At 44.1% G+C, this 17,645-nt stretch carries 18 protein-coding genes; 15 read left to right on the top strand and 3 right to left on the bottom strand.

What is annotated here, in order from left to right; genetic code table 11:
• Window positions 1-20: 20 nt before the first annotated feature.
• The 9 genes from K6V26_RS20320 to K6V26_RS20280 all read left to right on the top strand — a co-directional run bounded on the left by K6V26_RS20320 (window position 21) and on the right by K6V26_RS20280 (window position 9,272).
• A complete protein-coding gene (locus K6V26_RS20320; protein ID WP_010801464.1) occupies window positions 21-377 on the top strand; it encodes a BlaI/MecI/CopY family transcriptional regulator in 357 nt (118 codons plus the stop codon).
• 12 nt (window positions 378-389) lie between these two features.
• Window positions 390-2,276: a M56 family metallopeptidase gene (locus K6V26_RS20315; RefSeq protein WP_224263685.1), complete on the top strand. Its 1,887-nt coding sequence runs from the start codon at window positions 390-392 to the stop codon at window positions 2,274-2,276.
• Window positions 2,277-2,445: 169 nt separating this feature from the next.
• A complete protein-coding gene (locus tag K6V26_RS20310; protein WP_224263684.1) occupies window positions 2,446-3,681 on the top strand; it encodes a tetratricopeptide repeat protein in 1,236 nt (411 codons plus the stop codon).
• A gap of 65 nt (window positions 3,682-3,746) precedes the next feature.
• Entirely contained in the window at window positions 3,747-4,943 is a 1,197-nt protein-coding gene (locus K6V26_RS20305; RefSeq protein WP_224263683.1) for a 6-bladed beta-propeller, read from the top strand.
• Between the two features lie 285 nt (window positions 4,944-5,228).
• The gene (locus K6V26_RS20300; protein ID WP_044215189.1) at window positions 5,229-6,485 is read left to right on the top strand and encodes a peptidase U32 family protein; all 1,257 of its coding nucleotides are present in this window, start codon (window positions 5,229-5,231) and stop codon (window positions 6,483-6,485) included.
• Complete coding sequence (locus K6V26_RS20295) at window positions 6,485-6,895, top strand: acyl-CoA thioesterase (protein ID WP_007655786.1); 411 nt, start codon at window positions 6,485-6,487, stop codon at window positions 6,893-6,895. Before K6V26_RS20300 ends, K6V26_RS20295 begins: the two co-directional genes overlap by 1 nt.
• Before the next feature lie 7 nt (window positions 6,896-6,902).
• A complete protein-coding gene (dprA, locus tag K6V26_RS20290) occupies window positions 6,903-8,015 on the top strand; it encodes a DNA-processing protein DprA (RefSeq protein ID WP_224263682.1) in 1,113 nt (370 codons plus the stop codon).
• Window positions 8,016-8,128: 113 nt separating this feature from the next.
• Window positions 8,129-8,911, top strand: coding sequence for a HipA family kinase (locus K6V26_RS20285; protein WP_224263681.1), 783 nt, complete (start codon window positions 8,129-8,131; stop codon window positions 8,909-8,911).
• Window positions 8,889-9,272 (top strand): DUF3037 domain-containing protein, encoded by a 384-nt coding sequence (locus K6V26_RS20280; RefSeq protein ID WP_224263680.1) that lies wholly within the window; start codon window positions 8,889-8,891, stop codon window positions 9,270-9,272. The genes K6V26_RS20285 and K6V26_RS20280 overlap by 23 nt, the downstream gene beginning before the upstream one ends.
• A gap of 273 nt (window positions 9,273-9,545) precedes the next feature.
• Here K6V26_RS20280 and K6V26_RS20275 read toward each other — a convergent pair whose 3' ends face one another.
• Complete coding sequence (locus K6V26_RS20275; protein WP_010801471.1) at window positions 9,546-10,367, bottom strand: aldo/keto reductase; 822 nt, start codon at window positions 10,365-10,367, stop codon at window positions 9,546-9,548.
• Between the two features lie 165 nt (window positions 10,368-10,532).
• Here K6V26_RS20275 and K6V26_RS20270 point away from each other — a divergent pair, with 165 nt between their 5' ends.
• Window positions 10,533-11,045 carry an SRPBCC family protein gene (locus K6V26_RS20270; RefSeq protein ID WP_224263679.1) on the top strand — a complete coding sequence of 171 codons (513 nt, stop codon included), beginning with the start codon at window positions 10,533-10,535 and terminating at the stop codon, window positions 11,043-11,045.
• A gap of 12 nt (window positions 11,046-11,057) precedes the next feature.
• Here the strand turns inward: K6V26_RS20270 and K6V26_RS20265 are convergent, their stop codons facing one another.
• A complete protein-coding gene (locus K6V26_RS20265; protein ID WP_010801473.1) occupies window positions 11,058-12,107 on the bottom strand; it encodes a linear amide C-N hydrolase in 1,050 nt (349 codons plus the stop codon).
• 100 nt (window positions 12,108-12,207) lie between these two features.
• The gene (locus tag K6V26_RS20260) at window positions 12,208-12,783 is read right to left on the bottom strand and encodes an RNA polymerase sigma-70 factor (protein ID WP_082208570.1); all 576 of its coding nucleotides are present in this window, start codon (window positions 12,781-12,783) and stop codon (window positions 12,208-12,210) included.
• Between the two features lie 97 nt (window positions 12,784-12,880).
• Here K6V26_RS20260 and K6V26_RS20255 point away from each other — a divergent pair, with 97 nt between their 5' ends.
• The 5 genes from K6V26_RS20255 (at window position 12,881) to xseA (ending at window position 17,634) form a co-directional block, all read left to right on the top strand.
• Window positions 12,881-13,468, top strand: a complete 588-nt coding sequence (locus tag K6V26_RS20255; protein ID WP_007655777.1) for an FKBP-type peptidyl-prolyl cis-trans isomerase — start codon at window positions 12,881-12,883, stop codon at window positions 13,466-13,468.
• Between the two features lie 13 nt (window positions 13,469-13,481).
• Window positions 13,482-14,198, top strand: coding sequence for an FKBP-type peptidyl-prolyl cis-trans isomerase (locus K6V26_RS20250; protein ID WP_007655776.1), 717 nt, complete (start codon window positions 13,482-13,484; stop codon window positions 14,196-14,198).
• A 168-nt stretch (window positions 14,199-14,366) separates the two neighbouring features.
• On the top strand, window positions 14,367-14,834 hold the full coding sequence (locus tag K6V26_RS20245) for an Lrp/AsnC family transcriptional regulator (RefSeq protein ID WP_007655775.1): 468 nt from the start codon (window positions 14,367-14,369) through the stop codon (window positions 14,832-14,834).
• Between the two features lie 99 nt (window positions 14,835-14,933).
• Window positions 14,934-16,310, top strand: coding sequence for a S8 family peptidase (locus tag K6V26_RS20240; RefSeq protein ID WP_224263678.1), 1,377 nt, complete (start codon window positions 14,934-14,936; stop codon window positions 16,308-16,310).
• Window positions 16,291-17,634, top strand: a complete 1,344-nt coding sequence (xseA, locus tag K6V26_RS20235) for an exodeoxyribonuclease VII large subunit (protein ID WP_010801476.1) — start codon at window positions 16,291-16,293, stop codon at window positions 17,632-17,634. Before K6V26_RS20240 ends, xseA begins: the two co-directional genes overlap by 20 nt.
• Window positions 17,635-17,645 lie beyond the last annotated feature (11 nt).

The raw sequence follows: 17,645 nt of genomic DNA, 5'->3' as shown, positions 1-17,645 counted from the left end.
CTTTAATAAAACAACAGATTATGAAACGATTGACATCGAAAGAAGAAGAGATATTAGGCTATTTCTGGGCGAAAGGCCCTCTGTTTGTCCGCGAACTTCTCGACTTGCAGGAGGAACCCAAGCCGCATTATAATACGCTTTCAACCATTGTCCGTACATTGGAGGAAAAAGGATATATCGGTTATAAGGTATTTGGAAATACACATCAGTATTATGCATTAATCTCGGAAGACGAATACCGGAAGAAGACCCTGAAGCAGGTGGTCGATAAATATTTCGATAATTCCTATACCCGTGTCGTCTCTACTTTGATTGAGGAAGAGGCGTTGACTCTTGACGAATTGCAAGAGTTGATACAACAGATTAAAAATAAGTAAAAACGTAGGCTTATGGGAGCTTTACTTTTGTACATACTGAAATCCACTATTTGCCTGATATTATTTTATTTAGGCTTCAAGGCGTTGCTTAGTAACGATACGTTCTTCCGTTTTAACCGGTGGGTGTTGTTGGTAGGAATCGCTACCTGTATGTTGCTGCCAGCCATAAAGATACAGACTTCCGAACCTTTATTGATACAACAGCCGATCATTCATTTGGAAAAGATGATAGCTGGTGAGGAAACAGTTGTAACTTATCTTTCGGATAATAACCCCGAGGTCGATATGATTCCTGTGGTTACGCCGGCTAAAATGATTGATTGGGGACAAATCATTGCTCTTCTTTATTGGGCAGGATTTATTTTTTGCCTGATGACAACTTTGCTCTCATTCAGAAAGATGTTTGTTTTGATTCGGAGTGGCCGCAAATTGCAACAGGGGCGCTATACATTAATATTAGTTCCTTCCTGTGTGTCCCCTTTCAGTTGGGGACGTTATATTATTCTTTCGGAAGAAGATTATGAGAAATATCCTGACGAGATTCTGACGCATGAAATGATGCATTTGAAATCTCATCATTCCATTGACCTGCTTTTTGTGGAGTGCATTCTTTGGCTTCACTGGTTCAACCCGGCTATCTGGCTGTTGAAACGGGAGTTAAAGGATATTCATGAATACCAGGCCGATAAAGGAGTACTTACCCAGGGCGTCGATGCAACAAAATATCAACTGTTACTCGTGAAAAAAGCTGTCGGCTCCAGCCTCTACACTCTTGCCAACAGCTTCAATCACAGTAAAATTAAAAAACGTATTACTATGATGTTAAAAGGTAAATCAAACAATTGGGCCCGGTTGAAGCTATTGCTCCTGGTCCCCGTAGGACTTATCGTCCTGAACGCTTTTGCCCGTCCGGAAGTAAACCGGCAGTTGGAAACGCTTGTACAGAGCAAAGATAAGGAAACTCCGCCGGAAGAACAACAGGATATGAAGAGTTTCTTTAAGATGGAATTGGATAGTTATATGAAAAAGGTGGAACCGCAAACCCGGTTTGAACCTGATGAGATTATAGCTTTCATGAAAAAGAATACTGAGCCGAAGGATCTATTTATCAATGCTAAAGGTGATGTGCTGTTGAATAATGATTTTGCAAACTATAAAGAAAAGGAACAATTCCTGGGCAAGTTGCAGGATTTATTTGAAAAAAGTAAAAAGCCTGTTTCCTTCTATTTCCTTATTGACATAAATACTCCGGAGGAAGCTACTGAGGCCGTTTTACATTTGGTAAAAGAGGCATTTGATAAGCGGCAAAAAGTTGTAGGTGCTGATAAAGCCCCCTTCCTTCTGTTTGAGGATGCCAGAAATAATAAGAATTTTCCGGGAAAAGTAAGTATGGCTCAGTCTTCAAAAAAAGGAACAGTATATATTATCCAAAACAAAAAAGTAGTGGGAGTGATAAATGGTGATGTCGCAGACTACAAGCTTCCTGATTTTTCTAAAGATATGGTTACTATCCAACCCGCTGGAAAAGATGTGTCTTCATCTCGATTAAATAGTGTAAAGGATATGATTGAGAAAAATGGTTTCTCATGTCAAATTAATACAAGTGTATTTAAAAATGGAGATGCGCTTCCTCCACCACCACCACCACCAAGTCCGGATGCCTATGTCGCTTTCAATTATAAAAATGGGGGAAAGGAACAAGGACTTATTGTATATGAGCGATATCTTAAGAATACAAATGAGATTGACAAGTGGTTCAACAGTATTTATAATGATGATATTTCATCTGTTACTATTACTGTATATAAGAAAGCACCGGATGGTATGCTTGATGGTGTTGAAAAATATTTGAAAGACAAAATCAAATATGACGTCGAGTACATCGTCAAAAGAGAATGATATTGCTATTGTAAATAGTAGAAGGGTGTCTCAAAAGGACACCCTTCTTCCGTGTTATCCTTAGCAATAAAAACTTAATCGGCTTTATTCGTGTAATGTAGTAAGAATCCCATATCTTTGTATCTTTCTGATTAAAACCAAACCTCTGAATAAAAAGGAGCTGGAATAGATGATATACAAAGTAGGGATAATCATTTTCATTTACCTTTTCGTTGCTTGTTCTTCAGCTGAGCGAAAAGAGGCTGTAACTGTCGGGGAACTTTTCCGGCAGGCTGCTTTCTATGGGGAAAGGTTACAGTATATTCCTGCATTAGATACTTATCAACAGGCTATCAGGCTGGCCGAAAAGGATAAAGACAGCCTTGCTCTTTCTCATGGCTATTTGGAAATGGGAAAAATTTACCGGAATCAATCTTTGAAGCAAAAGGCCCTGCAAAGCGAGAAAAAAGCATTGTCTTATCTCGGAGGTGCAGGCGGTGATTCACTTCGAACAGTGCTTTACCGGGAGATGGGGGATATTTATATGTTGTCCCGAATGCCGGACAGTGCCTTCTATTATTATCAAATGGGTGATTGCCGGATAAAACAGGCGAAAGTATTGCAGCAGGGAGGACAGTATAAGGAGTCGGAGGCTTTACTGAAAACTGAATTGGAACAAACAATCCCCCAGGAAGAAAAAGCGGAACTCTTTCTGGCTCTGGCCGATTTGCAAATAAACATGGGTAAATTGGAAGAAGCTGAAACGAATTTAAGTCAGGTACCCTCTTCCCATCCGCATTTATATGCCGCTTTGTCCCGGATTGCCCAATGTCGCGGAGACAGCTTGCAAGCTGATTTTTATCAAAAGAATTATCTCCACAACCTGTCCGTTTTACGACGGCAGCAGGAAGACAATCAAATAACTCAACTTCTCTGGACTTCGGAGCAGAAAGAGTGGGAGAGACGTCTCTCGAATGCTGAAAATACTCAAACAGGGCGGTTGTATCTCTGGAGCGCCCTGTTTATCCTTTGCGGTACAAGTCTCTTGGGGTATTCCCGTTACCGGAAGAAAAAGGCGGCCGTCTCCCTGTCGGAAACAGATTTCCTCTCTTCGGAAGTTTATCAGCGTTTCCACCGGAAAGAAGAATGGAGGGCGGGTAGTAAGGACTGGGAAGAGTTGTTGCAAGCTTTCAACCGGACCTACCCGGAGTTTCGCGAACGGCTGAAAAAGAAAATACCGAAACTGAGTGAACAGGAATGGCGCATATGCTGCCTGATTAAAATGGATGTTCCCCCTTCTACAATGGCTATGTTGCTCTGTTGTACCAATCAGGCTATTTCGATGCGCCGCGTCCGTCTTTACCAGAAAATGACGGGTGAAAAGGGAACGCCGGAACTGTGTGACTCCTTTATTCGTGATTTTTAAGCAGATGTGAACTGATGTGAAACCGTGAAGGAGACTGTTTCTTCTACTTTTGTCAGAAAAAGCGTATGAAAAAGATGTTATTAGGGCTCATGGCAGCCATGATGGTTTTAACCGGATGCGGGTCGAAGCAGTCGGTCGGCGAATTACCGGAGATTGATTTGACGGCAAAAATGTTTTCTTCCGATAAGGTTGGAATAGCGGACGAAATAGAATCGATTGAGTATATTCCTCTGGAGTTGACCGATGAATCTCTGATTGCAAATGTATTGGATGCATGTGTTTCCGACGAGTATATCTTTATTTATTCTACCCGGCAGGAAAGCGTTTTGCAGTTTGACCGGAAAGGAAAGTTTGTCCGTCCTATCGCAAAGACAGGGAATGGTCCGGGAGAAGTCGCACAGATTATATCGCTTACCATCGATGAAGAAAACCGTCTTTTTTGTGTTAACGAGTATTTTTCTACCTTGTTCTACTCTTTTGACGGCGAATTTATTAAAAAGATAACGAGTCTGCGTCCTAATTCTTATCAGCTTTCCGTCGGGGCGAATACGATGGCCGAATTAGGCCGGATGTATGTCCCTATGAATATTCCGGGAATGTTTAGCCTTGGAATTTTCAACTGGGCAACGGACGATACGATTGCATTTTGGCGGACGATTGGAAATGTGGATGTAATGCCGCTGGAAGAAGTCAGTTTGAAAGGATGGATATATAATGGCAGCATGGATGGTTGGTTTTGCTATTCGGATGGGATAGATACCGTCTGGAATGTGAATGCAAAAGCAATTTCACCGGCATTTCTTATCAGGCATGGTTATTCTGCTGCCGATGAGGAAGAAATACGTTCCTCTAAAACAGGAAATGCCGCTGTGGATGGTAAATTCAGTATTTTCAATATCTTTGAAACTCCCCGGTCTTATTTTGTCAAATGTTTCAAAGGTTCCGACCAGTCTAATTTCTTTTTGTACAGCCTGAATAAAGAAACCGGAGCCTTGTGTCGTGAGGCTTCTCTTATCGACGCAGACGAATTGTTCGGATACAACAGGGCTTTGACCGGCATCGGTATCCGCAATGAAACGGACGGGGGGCTTCCCATCTGGCCTTTCTTCTCCTTTCCGGCTAAAAAACTAATGATACAATTCAATACGGCGGTAGAAATCGAATATCTCAAAGAGAAATATCCCGACCTCAGGAAACACCCTGTCCTGCAACAGGTAACGGAAGATTCGAATCCGCTCGTTACTATTTATCATTTACGTTGAAAGGCTTAAAAGGTATCGGATGAAACGTATTTATAGATAAGGTTGTTACCCGGAAGAGCCGCGTAAGCATCGGTCTGGTACATCCTTAAGGGAATCTGTTTCTACATAATGAAACAACTGTTCCATTATGTAGAAACACTTGTTTCATTAGGATGAAACAGTAGCAATGATTGGGTGTTTTAAAGACTGCATGCCGGTAAGAGGCTAAAAGTTAACCGATTTTATTCATGTAATATTAGGAAGAAACCCGTATCTTTGTGGTTTCTAATTTAAAACCAAACAGCTTTGAACGAAAAAGATTTTGAAATAATGGCGCCGGTAGGTTCGTATGAATCGTTGATGGCGGCTATTCAGGGAGGTGCCGACTCTATCTATTTCGGCATTGAGGGACTGAACATGCGTTCGCGTTCTTCCAATAATTTCACGACAGACGATTTGCGCAAGATTGTTTCTATCTGTAAGGAACACGGGATTAAAAGTTATCTGACGGTCAATACAGTTATTTACGGGGAAGACCTGGCTCTGATGCGCGAGATTATCGATGCGGCGAAGGCGGCGGAAGTCTCTGCGATCATTGCGGCGGATGTGGCTGCAATGAGTTATGCGAACCGTATCGGACAGGAGGTGCATCTTTCTACCCAGTTGAATATTTCGAATGTGGAGGCGCTGAAGTTCTATGCCCAGTTTGCCGATGTGGTGGTGCTGGCCCGTGAGTTGAACCTGAAGCAGGTTTCCGAAATCTATCAGCAAATCGTTGAACAGCAGATTACCGGTCCGGGAGGCGAACTGATTCGTATCGAGATGTTTGCACATGGTGCTTTGTGTATGGCTGTCTCCGGCAAATGTTACCTGAGTTTGCACGAGATGAATGCCTCTGCCAACCGCGGGGCCTGCATGCAGATTTGCCGCCGCGGCTATACGGTGAAGGATAAGGACAGCAATATCGAACTGGATATAGAGAACCAGTATATCATGTCGCCCAAAGACCTGAAGACGATTCATTTCATGAACAAGATGATGGATGCAGGCGTCCGGGTATTTAAGATTGAAGGCCGTGCCCGCGGACCCGAATATGTGCGTATCGTAACGGAGTGTTACAAGGAGGCGGTGAAGGCTTATTGCAGCGGAAGTTATGATGAAGAGAAAATCGCTGTTTGGGACGAACGTCTGAAAAGTGTCTTTAACCGTGGTTTCTGGGATGGTTATTATCTGGGGCAGCGCCTGGGTGAATGGAGCAGCAAGTATGGTTCCGGTTCGACCAAAAAGAAAGTCTATGTGGCGAAAGGAATCAAATATTTCAGCGGTATCGGTGTGGCGGAGTTTGAAATGGAATCGGGTTCGCTGAAGGTGGGTGACGAGATTCTGATTACCGGTCCGACAACCGGTGCGGTGATGCAGACCATCGATGAAATACGTGTCGACCTCAAACCGGTGGAAGAGACAGTCAAGGGCGAACGCTTCTCCTTTAAAGTCTCCGATAAAGTACGTCCCTCGGACCGTCTTTATAAAATGGTATCAACGAACGATAAAGAACTGAAATAATGAAAGAGTATATTTTTAAACTGACAGACAAAGTGCGTGACTACGAATGCGACTTGCAGGGCGTAGTGAATAACTCCAACTATCAGCATTATATGGAACATACCCGTCATGAGTTCCTCGAGTCGCTGGGAGAAAATTTCGGTGCCATGCATGATAAGGGAGTGGACGGGTTTGTCTCTCATGTGGAGATCGACTACAAGACCTCTTTGAAGAGCGGCGACAGCTATATCTCCTGCCTGAATGTATATAAGAAAGGCGTAAAACTGGTCTTTGAACAGGATATCTACAGAGCCTCCGACGGTGCGCTGGCAACTAAGGGGAAAGTCGAATCGGTTGTCGTACAGGACGGCAAGCTGACCCGCGGCGAATATTTTGACGAAATGTTGAAAAGGATACAAGACAAACTATGACAGTATCATGACAGATAAACGGATTTACCAGATTGGCTTAACTATGATAAACGGGGTGGGAGATGTCCTGGCCCGTCAGCTTCTGCAAACCTTCGGCGACGCAGAGGCTGTCTTTGCGGAAAAGAGACAGACATTGGAGAAGATTCCGGGTTTCGGCAGCCTTACCGCTGCTGCCGTCAAAAGCCCGGAAGTGCTTCTGCAAGCCGAGAAAGAGTTGACTTTTATTGAAAAGAACCAGATAAGCTGTTATTTCCTGACAGATGAGAGTTACCCCAAACGTTTGAAAGAGTGCACCGACGCTCCTGTACTACTCTATTTTAAAGGGAAGACCGACTTGAATAGTACACATATTGTCAGTATTGTCGGGACGCGCCACATAACAGAATATGGCAGGACGATGACGGAAGAGTTGATACATGCCTTGTCGGCCTCTTATCCGGATTTGCTGGTTGTGAGCGGACTGGCTTATGGCGTCGATATCTGTGCCCATCGGAGTGCCCTGAAGTATGGACTGCCGACTGTAGCTGTGCTGGCTCATGGTCTGGACCGCATCTATCCTTCCTCACATCGCTCCGTAGCTGTTGAAATGTTGTCTCATGGCGGATTGTTGTCCGATTTCCCCAGCGGAACGGAACCGGATAAGCCGAACTTTGTCCGGCGTAACCGGATTGTTGCCGGATTGGCGGAAGCAACGATTGTAATGGAATCGGCAGAAAAAGGGGGCTCGCTTATTACGGCTGACCTTGCTTTTTCCTATGGTCATGATGTCTATGCATTCCCCGGACGGGTAAACGATTATTATTCCAAAGGATGCAACGCATTAATCCGGCAGAATAAGGCGGGTTTGATAACATCGGCTTCCGATTTGGTGTCGGCACTTTGTTGGGACGTGAATAAAACGCCTTCGCCTGCCCCTGTCCAGGCTGAATTGTTTTTCGAAGAAGACGACCGTGCAGGAACAGTCATAAAACTTCTTCGCGAAAAGGGAGAAATACATATCGACCAACTGGCTACGGAACTGAATCTGCCTGTCCGCGAACTGTCTTCCCTACTATTTGAACTGGAAATGAACGGACGGATTAAGGCGCTGCCGGGAAATATCTATAAACTTCTGACATGATATGATAACGTCCTTTGAATAAAAACAACGGTTCGGTTATTTTGTTTTAGAGATGTAGATAGTTTCTTTTGTGTAAACAGGAAGTATCTTTATCTTTGTCAAAAGCATTTATTATGGAATTGCGAACAGCGAATGTAGTCAGATATATTATGCCTCTCCGGGAGGGAGGTTCGTTGCCGGCTTTGGCAGAAGCCGACGATGAATATAAATATGTCGTAAAGTTCCGGGGAGCCGGTCATGGGACCAAGGCCCTGATAGCCGAATTGATTGGCGGTGAAATAGCGCGGGCATTGGGTTTCCGTGTGCCTGAACTGGTCTTTCTTAATCTCGATGAGGCTTTTGGGCGTACCGAAGGGGATGAGGAGATACAGGATTTATTGCAGGCAAGCCGTGGGTTGAACCTGGGATTGCATTTCCTGTCGGGTGCCCTGACATTTGACCCGGTAATCAATAAGGTCGGAGAAAAACTCGCTTCCCAAATAGTCTGGCTGGATGCCCTCCTGACGAATGTGGACCGTACGACCCGCAATACCAATATGCTGATGTGGCATAAGGAATTATGGCTGATTGACCATGGTGCGTCACTCTATTTCCATTATTCATGGTCGAACTGGCGCAAACATGCTTTAAGCCCGTTTATCCAGATTAAAGACCATGCCCTGTTGCCGGAAGCCGGTAAGTTGGGGGAAACGGATGCCGAATTTAAACGTATTCTTACTCCGGATAAAATCCGTGAAATTGTTTCTCTGGTTCCGGACGACTGGTTGCGGTGGAACGAAAGTCCCGGTACGCCGCAGGAAATAAGAGACGTTTATATTGAATTCCTGACAGAAAGGATTGCCCATTCCGAAACATTTATAAAAGAAGCGCAGCATGCAAGGAAAGCACTTATATGAATACGCCGTTATCCGTTTTGTTCCCCGGGTGGAACGGGAGGAGTTTATTAATGTGGGTCTTATCATGTTCTCTAAACGGGCCCGGTTTATAAAGGCGCGTTATCAGGTGGATGAAAAGAAGCTCTGTCTGTTCTCTTCCGAACTGGATATGGATTCGCTTTATGCCAGTCTGAAAGTATTCGACCGCATCTGCTCCGGCACTGCCGACGGTGGCCCGATAGCCTCTATGGATATTCCCGAGCGTTTCCGTTGGCTGACGGCTGTGCGCAGTTCTTCCATCCAGACTTCGCGTCCGCATCCCGGCTTTTCGACTGACCTGGAGGTTGCGTTTGAAAAGTTGTTTGCGGAGTTGGTTCTGTAAATCTACCGGAACGTTTTTAGCGGATAAAATGCTCTCTTTAATTGTTAATTTTAGCGGTTTTTGCCAGTATTGTATATAGTTTTATCTTAACTAACACTTTTTGGCGAAAGATGCTTGGAGGCTTAACATATATTGTCTGTAAAAAGCTTGACAAACGCTTGCTACAGGTGTATCTTTGTACTGTGGTTTTTTCATAATAGTATTAGATTTAAGGTTAACAAAGTTTGATTAGGGCTTGTCGTGAGACAGGCTTTAATTGTTTATAGAGGTTTGCTAAAAATTGAAATGGTCTGGGTCTGCACCCAGTCTCAGATTCTTATTAAGAGCACTTATCCGGGTCATATCTTCGTCTGTCAGTTCGAAATCCGTACATTTCAGATTCTCTGTCAATCTCTCTTTATGGATGGATTTGGGGATGACTATCACTCCACGTTCCAGATTCCAGCCTAAAACGACCTGTGCAGGAGTCAGTCCGCGCTTTTTAGCAATCTCGGTAATGACAGGGTTTGTCAGAATGTCTGATTTGCCGGCTCCCAATGGTCCCCATGCTTCCGGACGGATATTCCTTTCCAGGCAATATTGGATAGTTGCCGCCTGGGAAAGGTAGGGGTAACATTCTATCTGGTTGACTGCTGGTATGATTTCTGCTTCTTCGAGCAAATCGGCTAAATGATGTGTCTGATAATTGCTGACTCCGATTGCTTTTGCTTTTCCGCTTTTATACACTGCTTCCATCTTTTTCCAGACACTGACGTAAGTCTCTTTTACCGGCCAGTGCACAAGATAGAGATTTACATAATCCATGCCCAATCTTTTCAGGCTGGCTTCGATCGCTTCTTCTACTTTTCCCGACCGCTGGTCGTCATTCCATAATTTAGTGGTCAGGAATATCTCTTCCCGTGGGATACCTGAGTCCCGGATTGCCTTGCCGACAGCTTCTTCATTTCCATAAATCATGGCTGTGTCTACATGTCTGTATCCGACAGATAAAGCTGTTTTTACTGTTTCATATGCAATGTTTGCATCTTCAACCCTGAATACACCGACTCCGATGGAAGGGATTTTTGTTCCGTTGTTTAAAATAACTTCTTTCATTTGATCTTTTGTTTTTTATTCCCTGTATATAAAACAGATAAGTGATGGCTTTGTTTGCCGGGAAAAGGAAGGATTGTTTTTACTATGAATATTCCTGTTATGTGAGTTTTATTGGTTACTTTTGTAAACAGTCAGTAACTCAGTTATTTATAAAATCGATTATAAATGATATCTATCTTTACTTATATATTTATTGTTATAGCAGGAATTATTCTTTTAGTTTTTATTGCCGGCCTTCTTTTGCCGGATGAAAGAACTGCAACCAGTGAATGCTTTTATAATGCTTCACCCGAGAAGGTGTATAATGCACTCATCAATAATGCTGATTACGGTTATCGCAGTGATCTGGAAGAGACTGTTATTGTGGAAGAGAAAGACGGCATAGAAGTCTGGGATGAAATAGCGAAGAACGGCTCTGTTATCCGGTTCAGGACAGCCCGTAAAGTACCTCATTCCTTATATGAATTTGAAATTGTGAAAGGAAACGGATTCACCGGGTACTGGAAAGGCGAACTGAAAGTAACCAGTACGGGAGGAACTCATTTTACATCGACGGAAATTATCCGGATGAAGAATCCTTTTCTGAAAGTCGTTTCCCGCCTTTTCTTTGATCTGGAAAAGTTTATGCATACTTATCAGAATGACCTGCGCGTGAAACTTAGTGAAGATATAGCCTGAAAAAAGGGAGTCTTAATCGACTCCCAGGAATTTGAACGGTTTAGCTTCAACAAATTGCTCTGCCGTGTTGCCGGCATAGGTTTTACCGCTAACCAGGTCAAGCATCTTCACCGGTGCTTTTTCTGAAAAATCCACATCTTGTAAATTTACCCAGAATACATTAGGCTGGATGGTCGATTCAAAGAAATAAACCTTATTCTTTTGGTCGGAAACGGTTCTCCATCTTGTCGATGAGATATTCGGTTCGTTAGGTGTTGTGATACCTAATGGTACTGACGTGTTACGGATTACGCTGAATACACTGGCAACGGCCGTACGGGTATCCGCCACTTTCGGAATAGCATTAATATAGAAAGAGGCTCTGACAAAACGGTCGGCAGCACGGTTGGTTCCTGGTAGGAATGTTGTTCCCCCGATATTTTTCCAGTAATCATTCAAGGCCAGTTGCTGGTCGAAAACCGGGGAGTTAGTCATTACCTGGTATGACTTGTCATGATGGATTTTCAATTCTCCGCCGATATATTCAAAGATCGCATTGTCACCATCGGCATCCGAGATGGAAAGATGTAATGTTGCCATGCGGGTTCCGTCAGGCATCATGTCCGATACAACTTCGAAGGTGCCTTTTTCAACATAGGAAACTGCTTCATCGACTGTGGCGAAATTATCCAGTATATATTGAACCCAGGCGGCAATGGACAGTCCCGGTTTTTTACCATCCCACTGCGGGTATTCCGACTCTGCCAGCCAGAGCAGATTGGCGACCAGTCCCTTTTCGTTCATCCCGTCCGTACTGCAAATATCGTAGGCGGAAGCAACTACACTTCCATATTTGGAAGTCCATTCAAGCGGATTCTTTCCTATTTCTCCATTACGCTTCATACCTCGCGGAAATATCCACAGGTTGCTGCGGGTATCTTCTTTCCAGTCCATCGACCGGGCGGTCAGAACTGTATTGTCTTTTCCCTGATAAACAACTCTGGTGCAGGCTTCTGTGGTATTTAACTGAGTGCCCGCTGTAATGGCAGCTAGCGCTATTCCCCATTTCTGTATACGTCTCATAATCTTATCGTTTTACTTTATATATAAACGATGAAGAGGTTGTAATGTTTAAGTAATCTGACTCTTTTTACGCTGTAGAAGAGTGGATTTAAGGAATTGGTCAGAAATCGCTTATTCCGGTCAGTACCAGCAATGCCGGTAAATAATCTTTCAACCGGCTACGGAATAGTTTCAGTGCTTTCGAAATATGGAATTCTACTGTTTTGATACTGACTTCCAGTTCAGCTGCAATTTCCCGGTTGGTTTTGCTTTCATACCGGCTTTTAAAGAAAATCGCGCGGGTTTGTTCCGGCAGTTCGTTTAATGTTTTTCGGATGATCTCTTTGACTTCGACCGTGAAGAGGTCTGACGGGTCGCACGACTCCAGGGACGAGATACGAAAATTCAGTTCCCGTTGCCGGTGGTCATATAATTGGTCTTCCACATCTGTGCGGATGGTCTGGTGGCGTAAGTGGTTGAGTGACTTGTTTTTTACAGTTGTTAATATGTATCCGGGAATATTGGTGTCGGCTGGCAGTTCTTTTCTTTTTTCCCAGTATTGGATGATTGCCTCCATGTAAATATCCTCTGCGGCGGCCATATCCCTTACGTATGAATTGGCAAACAGAATGAACGGCTCTTTGAATTGACCGAAGAGCGTTGAAAATAGTGAAGATTCCGTTTGTTGTTCTCCCATAACAGATGCAAAAGTAATAAAAAAGTGCCTTCTGATGACGTTTGTGTAGTTAAAAGCATTACTTTTGTAGCTTGTAATTAGTTGAAAACGAAAAAGAATGGATAAAGTAAGTTACGCACTTGGCTTAAGTATCGGAAATAATTTCCAGAACTCGGGCATTAATGATCTTCAGATTGAAGACTTTGTGAAAGGATTGAAAGATATTTTAGGTGGTCAGACCCCGGAAATCAGTTATGACGAAGCTAAGCAGGTGATCAACGATTACTTCATGAAGCTGCAAAAAGAAAAATTTGAAATAAATAAGAAAGCCGGAGAGGAATTTCTGAATATCAATAAAGGAAAAGCGGGTGTAGTTACCCTGCCCAGCGGATTGCAATATCAGGTACTTCAGAAAGGTGAAGGTCCTAAACCGACTGCTTCTGACAAGGTGAAATGTCATTATCACGGAACATTAATCAACGGAACAGTGTTTGATAGTTCGGTACAGCGTGGCGAACCGGCTGTATTCGGAGTATCGCAGGTTATCCCGGGATGGGTGGAAGCATTGCAGTTAATGCCGGTAGGATCTAAATGGAGATTATTTATCCCGTCAGACCTGGCTTATGGCGAACATGGAGCGGGTGAAGCTATCGAACCGAACAGTGCATTGGTTTTTGATGTTGAATTGTTAGATATAGTAAAATAATTTATAGAGAAAAATGAAAAAGATTAATGTTTTAGCTGCTACAGCGATTGTAGCTTTAGGCATTGCTGCCACTTCTTGTGATTCTAAGCCTAGTGCAAATTTGAAATCGGCAGTAGATAGCGCAAGTTATGCTATTGGTGTTTCTACCGGTGCCGGTTATAAAGAAAATTTGAAAACATTACCTGGTGGCGAAGCCAATATCGATGCACTGATCGCAGGTTTTGTTCAGGCTATTAAAGGCGATTCTACAAAGATGACTCCGGAACAGGCTCAGACTTATCTGAACACTTACTTCGTAGAAGCTCAGGCTAGAGAGTCTCAGCAGGCTAAGGAAGAAGGTGAAAAGTTCCTGGCTGAAAACAAAACGAAAGACGGCGTTATCACAACTGAAAGCGGCTTGCAATATAAAGTAGAAAAAGAAGGTACTGGTGCAAAACCGGCAAAAGAAGATAATGTGAAAGTACATTATACAGGAACTCTGTTGGACGGATCTGAATTCGATAGCTCTGTTAGCCGTGGCGAACCTGCTGAATTCAGAGTTGATCGTGTAATCCCGGGATGGACTGAAATCCTGCAGATTATGCCGGTCGGATCTAAATATATAGTTTGGGTTCCTTCTGAACTGGGTTATGGTCCTCAGCCTCCTCGTGGAAGCAGCATCAAACCGAACAGTCTTCTGAAATTCGAAATCGAGTTACTGGATATCGTTAAAGACGATCAGAAAAAGTAATATCTCATTTTGTAGATAAAGAGGCGGGTAAATTATGCTAAAAAGCATTATTTGCCCGCTTTTATTATTTATTTGCTACTTTTTTCTTTCAGAATGATAGATTGTTGAAAATAATTATATACTTTTGATATATAAATAAAAAGAGCGTATAATAAAGCGATAGTAGAAATGGAGAAAATAGACAAACTGGACCGGCAGATATTGAACATTATTTCAAAGAATGCCAGGATTCCTTTCAAGGATGTAGCTGAAGAGTGTGGTGTGTCGCGTGCAGCCATCCATCAACGGGTACAGCGCATGATTGATATGAATGTGATCGTTGGGTCGGGTTATCATATTAATCCTAAGATTCTGGGATATAATACTTGTACATATATCGGTGTGAAACTGGAACGGGGTTCTATGTATAAAGACGTAGTGCCTGAGTTTGAGAAGATACCCGAAGTGGTTGAGTGTCATTTTACAACAGGTCCTTATACAATGCTGATCAAGTTATATGCCCGTGATAATGAACATCTGATGGAATTGCTGAATACAAAGATTCAGGAGATACCGGGGGTTACTGCTACAGAGACTTTGATTTCTTTACGTCAAAGTGTTAAGCGTGAAATTCCTATCTGTAACGTAAACGAATAAATTAGTTTAAAAAATAATGGCCCGGCCTCTTGATGAGTTGCCGGGCTTTTTTATATCCAAGGCAATTACTACTTTTGTAGAGTTGAGTTATATGATCCCATGAAAAAATATATAGGACTGTTTGTTTTGTTATGCTGTTTTTCTTCGTGGCTTACTGCCGGAGAAAGTTACTGTTTTCGTGTCTATTTGAAAGATAAAGGCGATTCCGGCTTTACCGTGGAAGAACCGGAGGCTTTTCTGTCGAAAGAATCCATTCAGCGGCGTAAAAAGGCGGGAACGCCGGTCACCGCTTCCGATCTTCCCATTGCGCATGCTTATCTGGATACATTGGTCGCTACCGGCGCTGAACCGGTGGTGCAGAGTAAATGGCTTTCTACCGTAGTCGTGACCAGTAAAGACAGCACAGTTGCCGACCGTCTGAAAAACCTGACGATGGTCGACTCTGTAAAATGGGTATGGAAAGGGCATGATGTGACTCCGGCCCAGGAAGATGATCAGGAGATCTGTCTTTCTCCTTCTGATGCTCCTTTGAAAGAGAAATACGGATATGCTGAAAGGCAGATCAAAATGTTGAATGGAATCAAACTGCATGATGCCGGCTTCCGTGGGGAAGGGATGCGTGTGGCAGTGATAGATGCCGGCTTCCAGAATGTAGACCGTATCTGCGTTTTCGATTCCCTGCAATTGATCGGGACGCATAATGTGATTTATCCGGGCCGCAGTGTGTATGAAGCAGACGACCATGGGACGAAGGTTCTGTCTTGTATGGCTGCCAATATGCCCGGGATCATGGTCGGGACCGCTCCCAAAGCGTCTTATTTGCTTATAAAAAGCGAGGACAGCGATTCCGAATACCCGATAGAAGAAGACTATTGGGCGGCGGCTGTTGAATATGCCGATAGTGTAGGAGTCGATGTGATCTCCTCCTCATTAGGTTATTTCGCTTTTGATGCAGATGAATTATCTTACGATCAGTCCGCTTTGGACGGAAAGAGTTCTTTGATCAGCCAGGCGGCACATATCGCAGCGCAAAAGGGGATCCTGATGTTTTGCAGTGCCGGAAATGAAGGAAACGGCAGTTGGGGGAAAATTACTTTCCCTTCCGATGCATCGGATATTCTGACGGTTGGGTCTATTACGGAAGATAAAAAGAAAAGTATTTTCAGTTCGGTAGGATTTACTGCCGATTACCGGGTGAAACCGGATGTGGTGGCATTAGGGTCGGGCAGTTGTGTGATCGATCCACAAGGAAATGTACGTTATGCCAGCGGAACATCTTTTGCAACTCCTATACTGGCGGGATTGGGCGTCTGTCTGTGGCAGGCGTTGCCGGAGTTGAGCAATAAGGAGGTCATTGCTTTATTACAGCAGGTTTCCAGCCAGTTCAAACAGCCTGACGCCGAACTGGGGTACGGTATCCCGAATATATATAAAGCCTATAAGAAAGGAATGCAGTATGCCAGGACTGAACATTAATCCGGAATATATGGGCGAAGAACGCAGGGAACTGTCTTTGCTGGAATTGAATAACCTGGTGCGCGGTGCGGTCAGTGAGGCTTTCCCCGGCACTTGCTGGGTTCGTGCGGAGATGAGTGATGTGCGGACGAATGCTTCTTCCGGGCATTGCTATCTGGAGTTTATTGAAAAAAATCCTATAACCGGGCAATTGGTTGCCAGGGCACGCGGCTCGATATGGGCTAAAACGTTCCGGATGCTGAAGCCTTACTTTGAGATGGAGACGGGGCAGATGTTTGCTTCCGGACTGAAGGTGCTGGTGAAAGTATCGGTCGAATTTCATGAACTGTACGGATACAGCCTGACGGTGCTGGATATCGATCCTGCCTATACATTGGGGGATATGCTGAGAAAGCGGATGGAGATTATCCGCCAGTTGAAAGAAGAGGGTGTATTTACATTGAATAAAGAATTACCGTTCCCTGTCCTGCCTAAACGTATTGCTGTTATTACTTCCCCGACGGCTGCCGGGTATGAGGATTTCCTGAATCAGCTGGCAAATAATAAAGCGGGCTATCCGTTCTATCCGAAGTTATTTCCCGCCCTGATGCAAGGGGAGAGAACGGAAGAGTCTGTCATCGCAGCGCTGGACCGTATTTACCATCATATCGATTGTTTCGACGTGGTGGTCATTATCCGCGGCGGTGGTTCAACTTCCGATCTGAATAGTTTCGACTCCTATCTGCTGGCGGCAAATTGTGCCCAGTTCCCGTTGCCGGTGATAACGGGTATCGGCCATGAGCGCGATGATACCATTCTGGATATGGTGGCACATACGCGGATGAAAACGCCGACAGCCGTAGCCGAATTTCTGATCGGCCGTATGGATGCAGCGGCGGAAGAACTGGAAGACCTTCAGCAGGAGGTGAGCGAACTGGCAAGCACGATCTTATTGAAACAAAAAAACTTCCTGCAATTGCTGGGGGCACGTTTACCGGTGATTGTCACGAACAGGATCGAGCGTAACCGTTCTTTCCTGCAAATGGCAGGCAATAAACTTCCGGCTTCTGCTTCGGCCATGTTGCTCCGCCGGCGTTCAACGCTTGAAAGCCTGCAAATGCAGTTACAGAACCGTGCTGCTTCGCGCCTGGCGGAAGGCACGCGGTTTATCCAGTTGACGGAGCAGTTCATTAAAATGGCATCTCCCGATTATGTATTGAAGCGTGGTTATAGCTTGTCCCTGAAAGACGGCAAAATCATCAAGCATGCAACCGATCTGAATCCCGGCGATGAACTGGTGACCCGGTTTGCGGATGGGGATGTGAAGAGTATCGTTAAAAAATAAATTATTCCGAA

It is taken from the genome of Parabacteroides goldsteinii, assembly GCF_020091425.1.
GTDB classification, from domain to species: Bacteria; Bacteroidota; Bacteroidia; order Bacteroidales; family Tannerellaceae; genus Parabacteroides; species Parabacteroides goldsteinii.
This window is presented reverse-complemented; position numbering and strand designations above follow the sequence as displayed.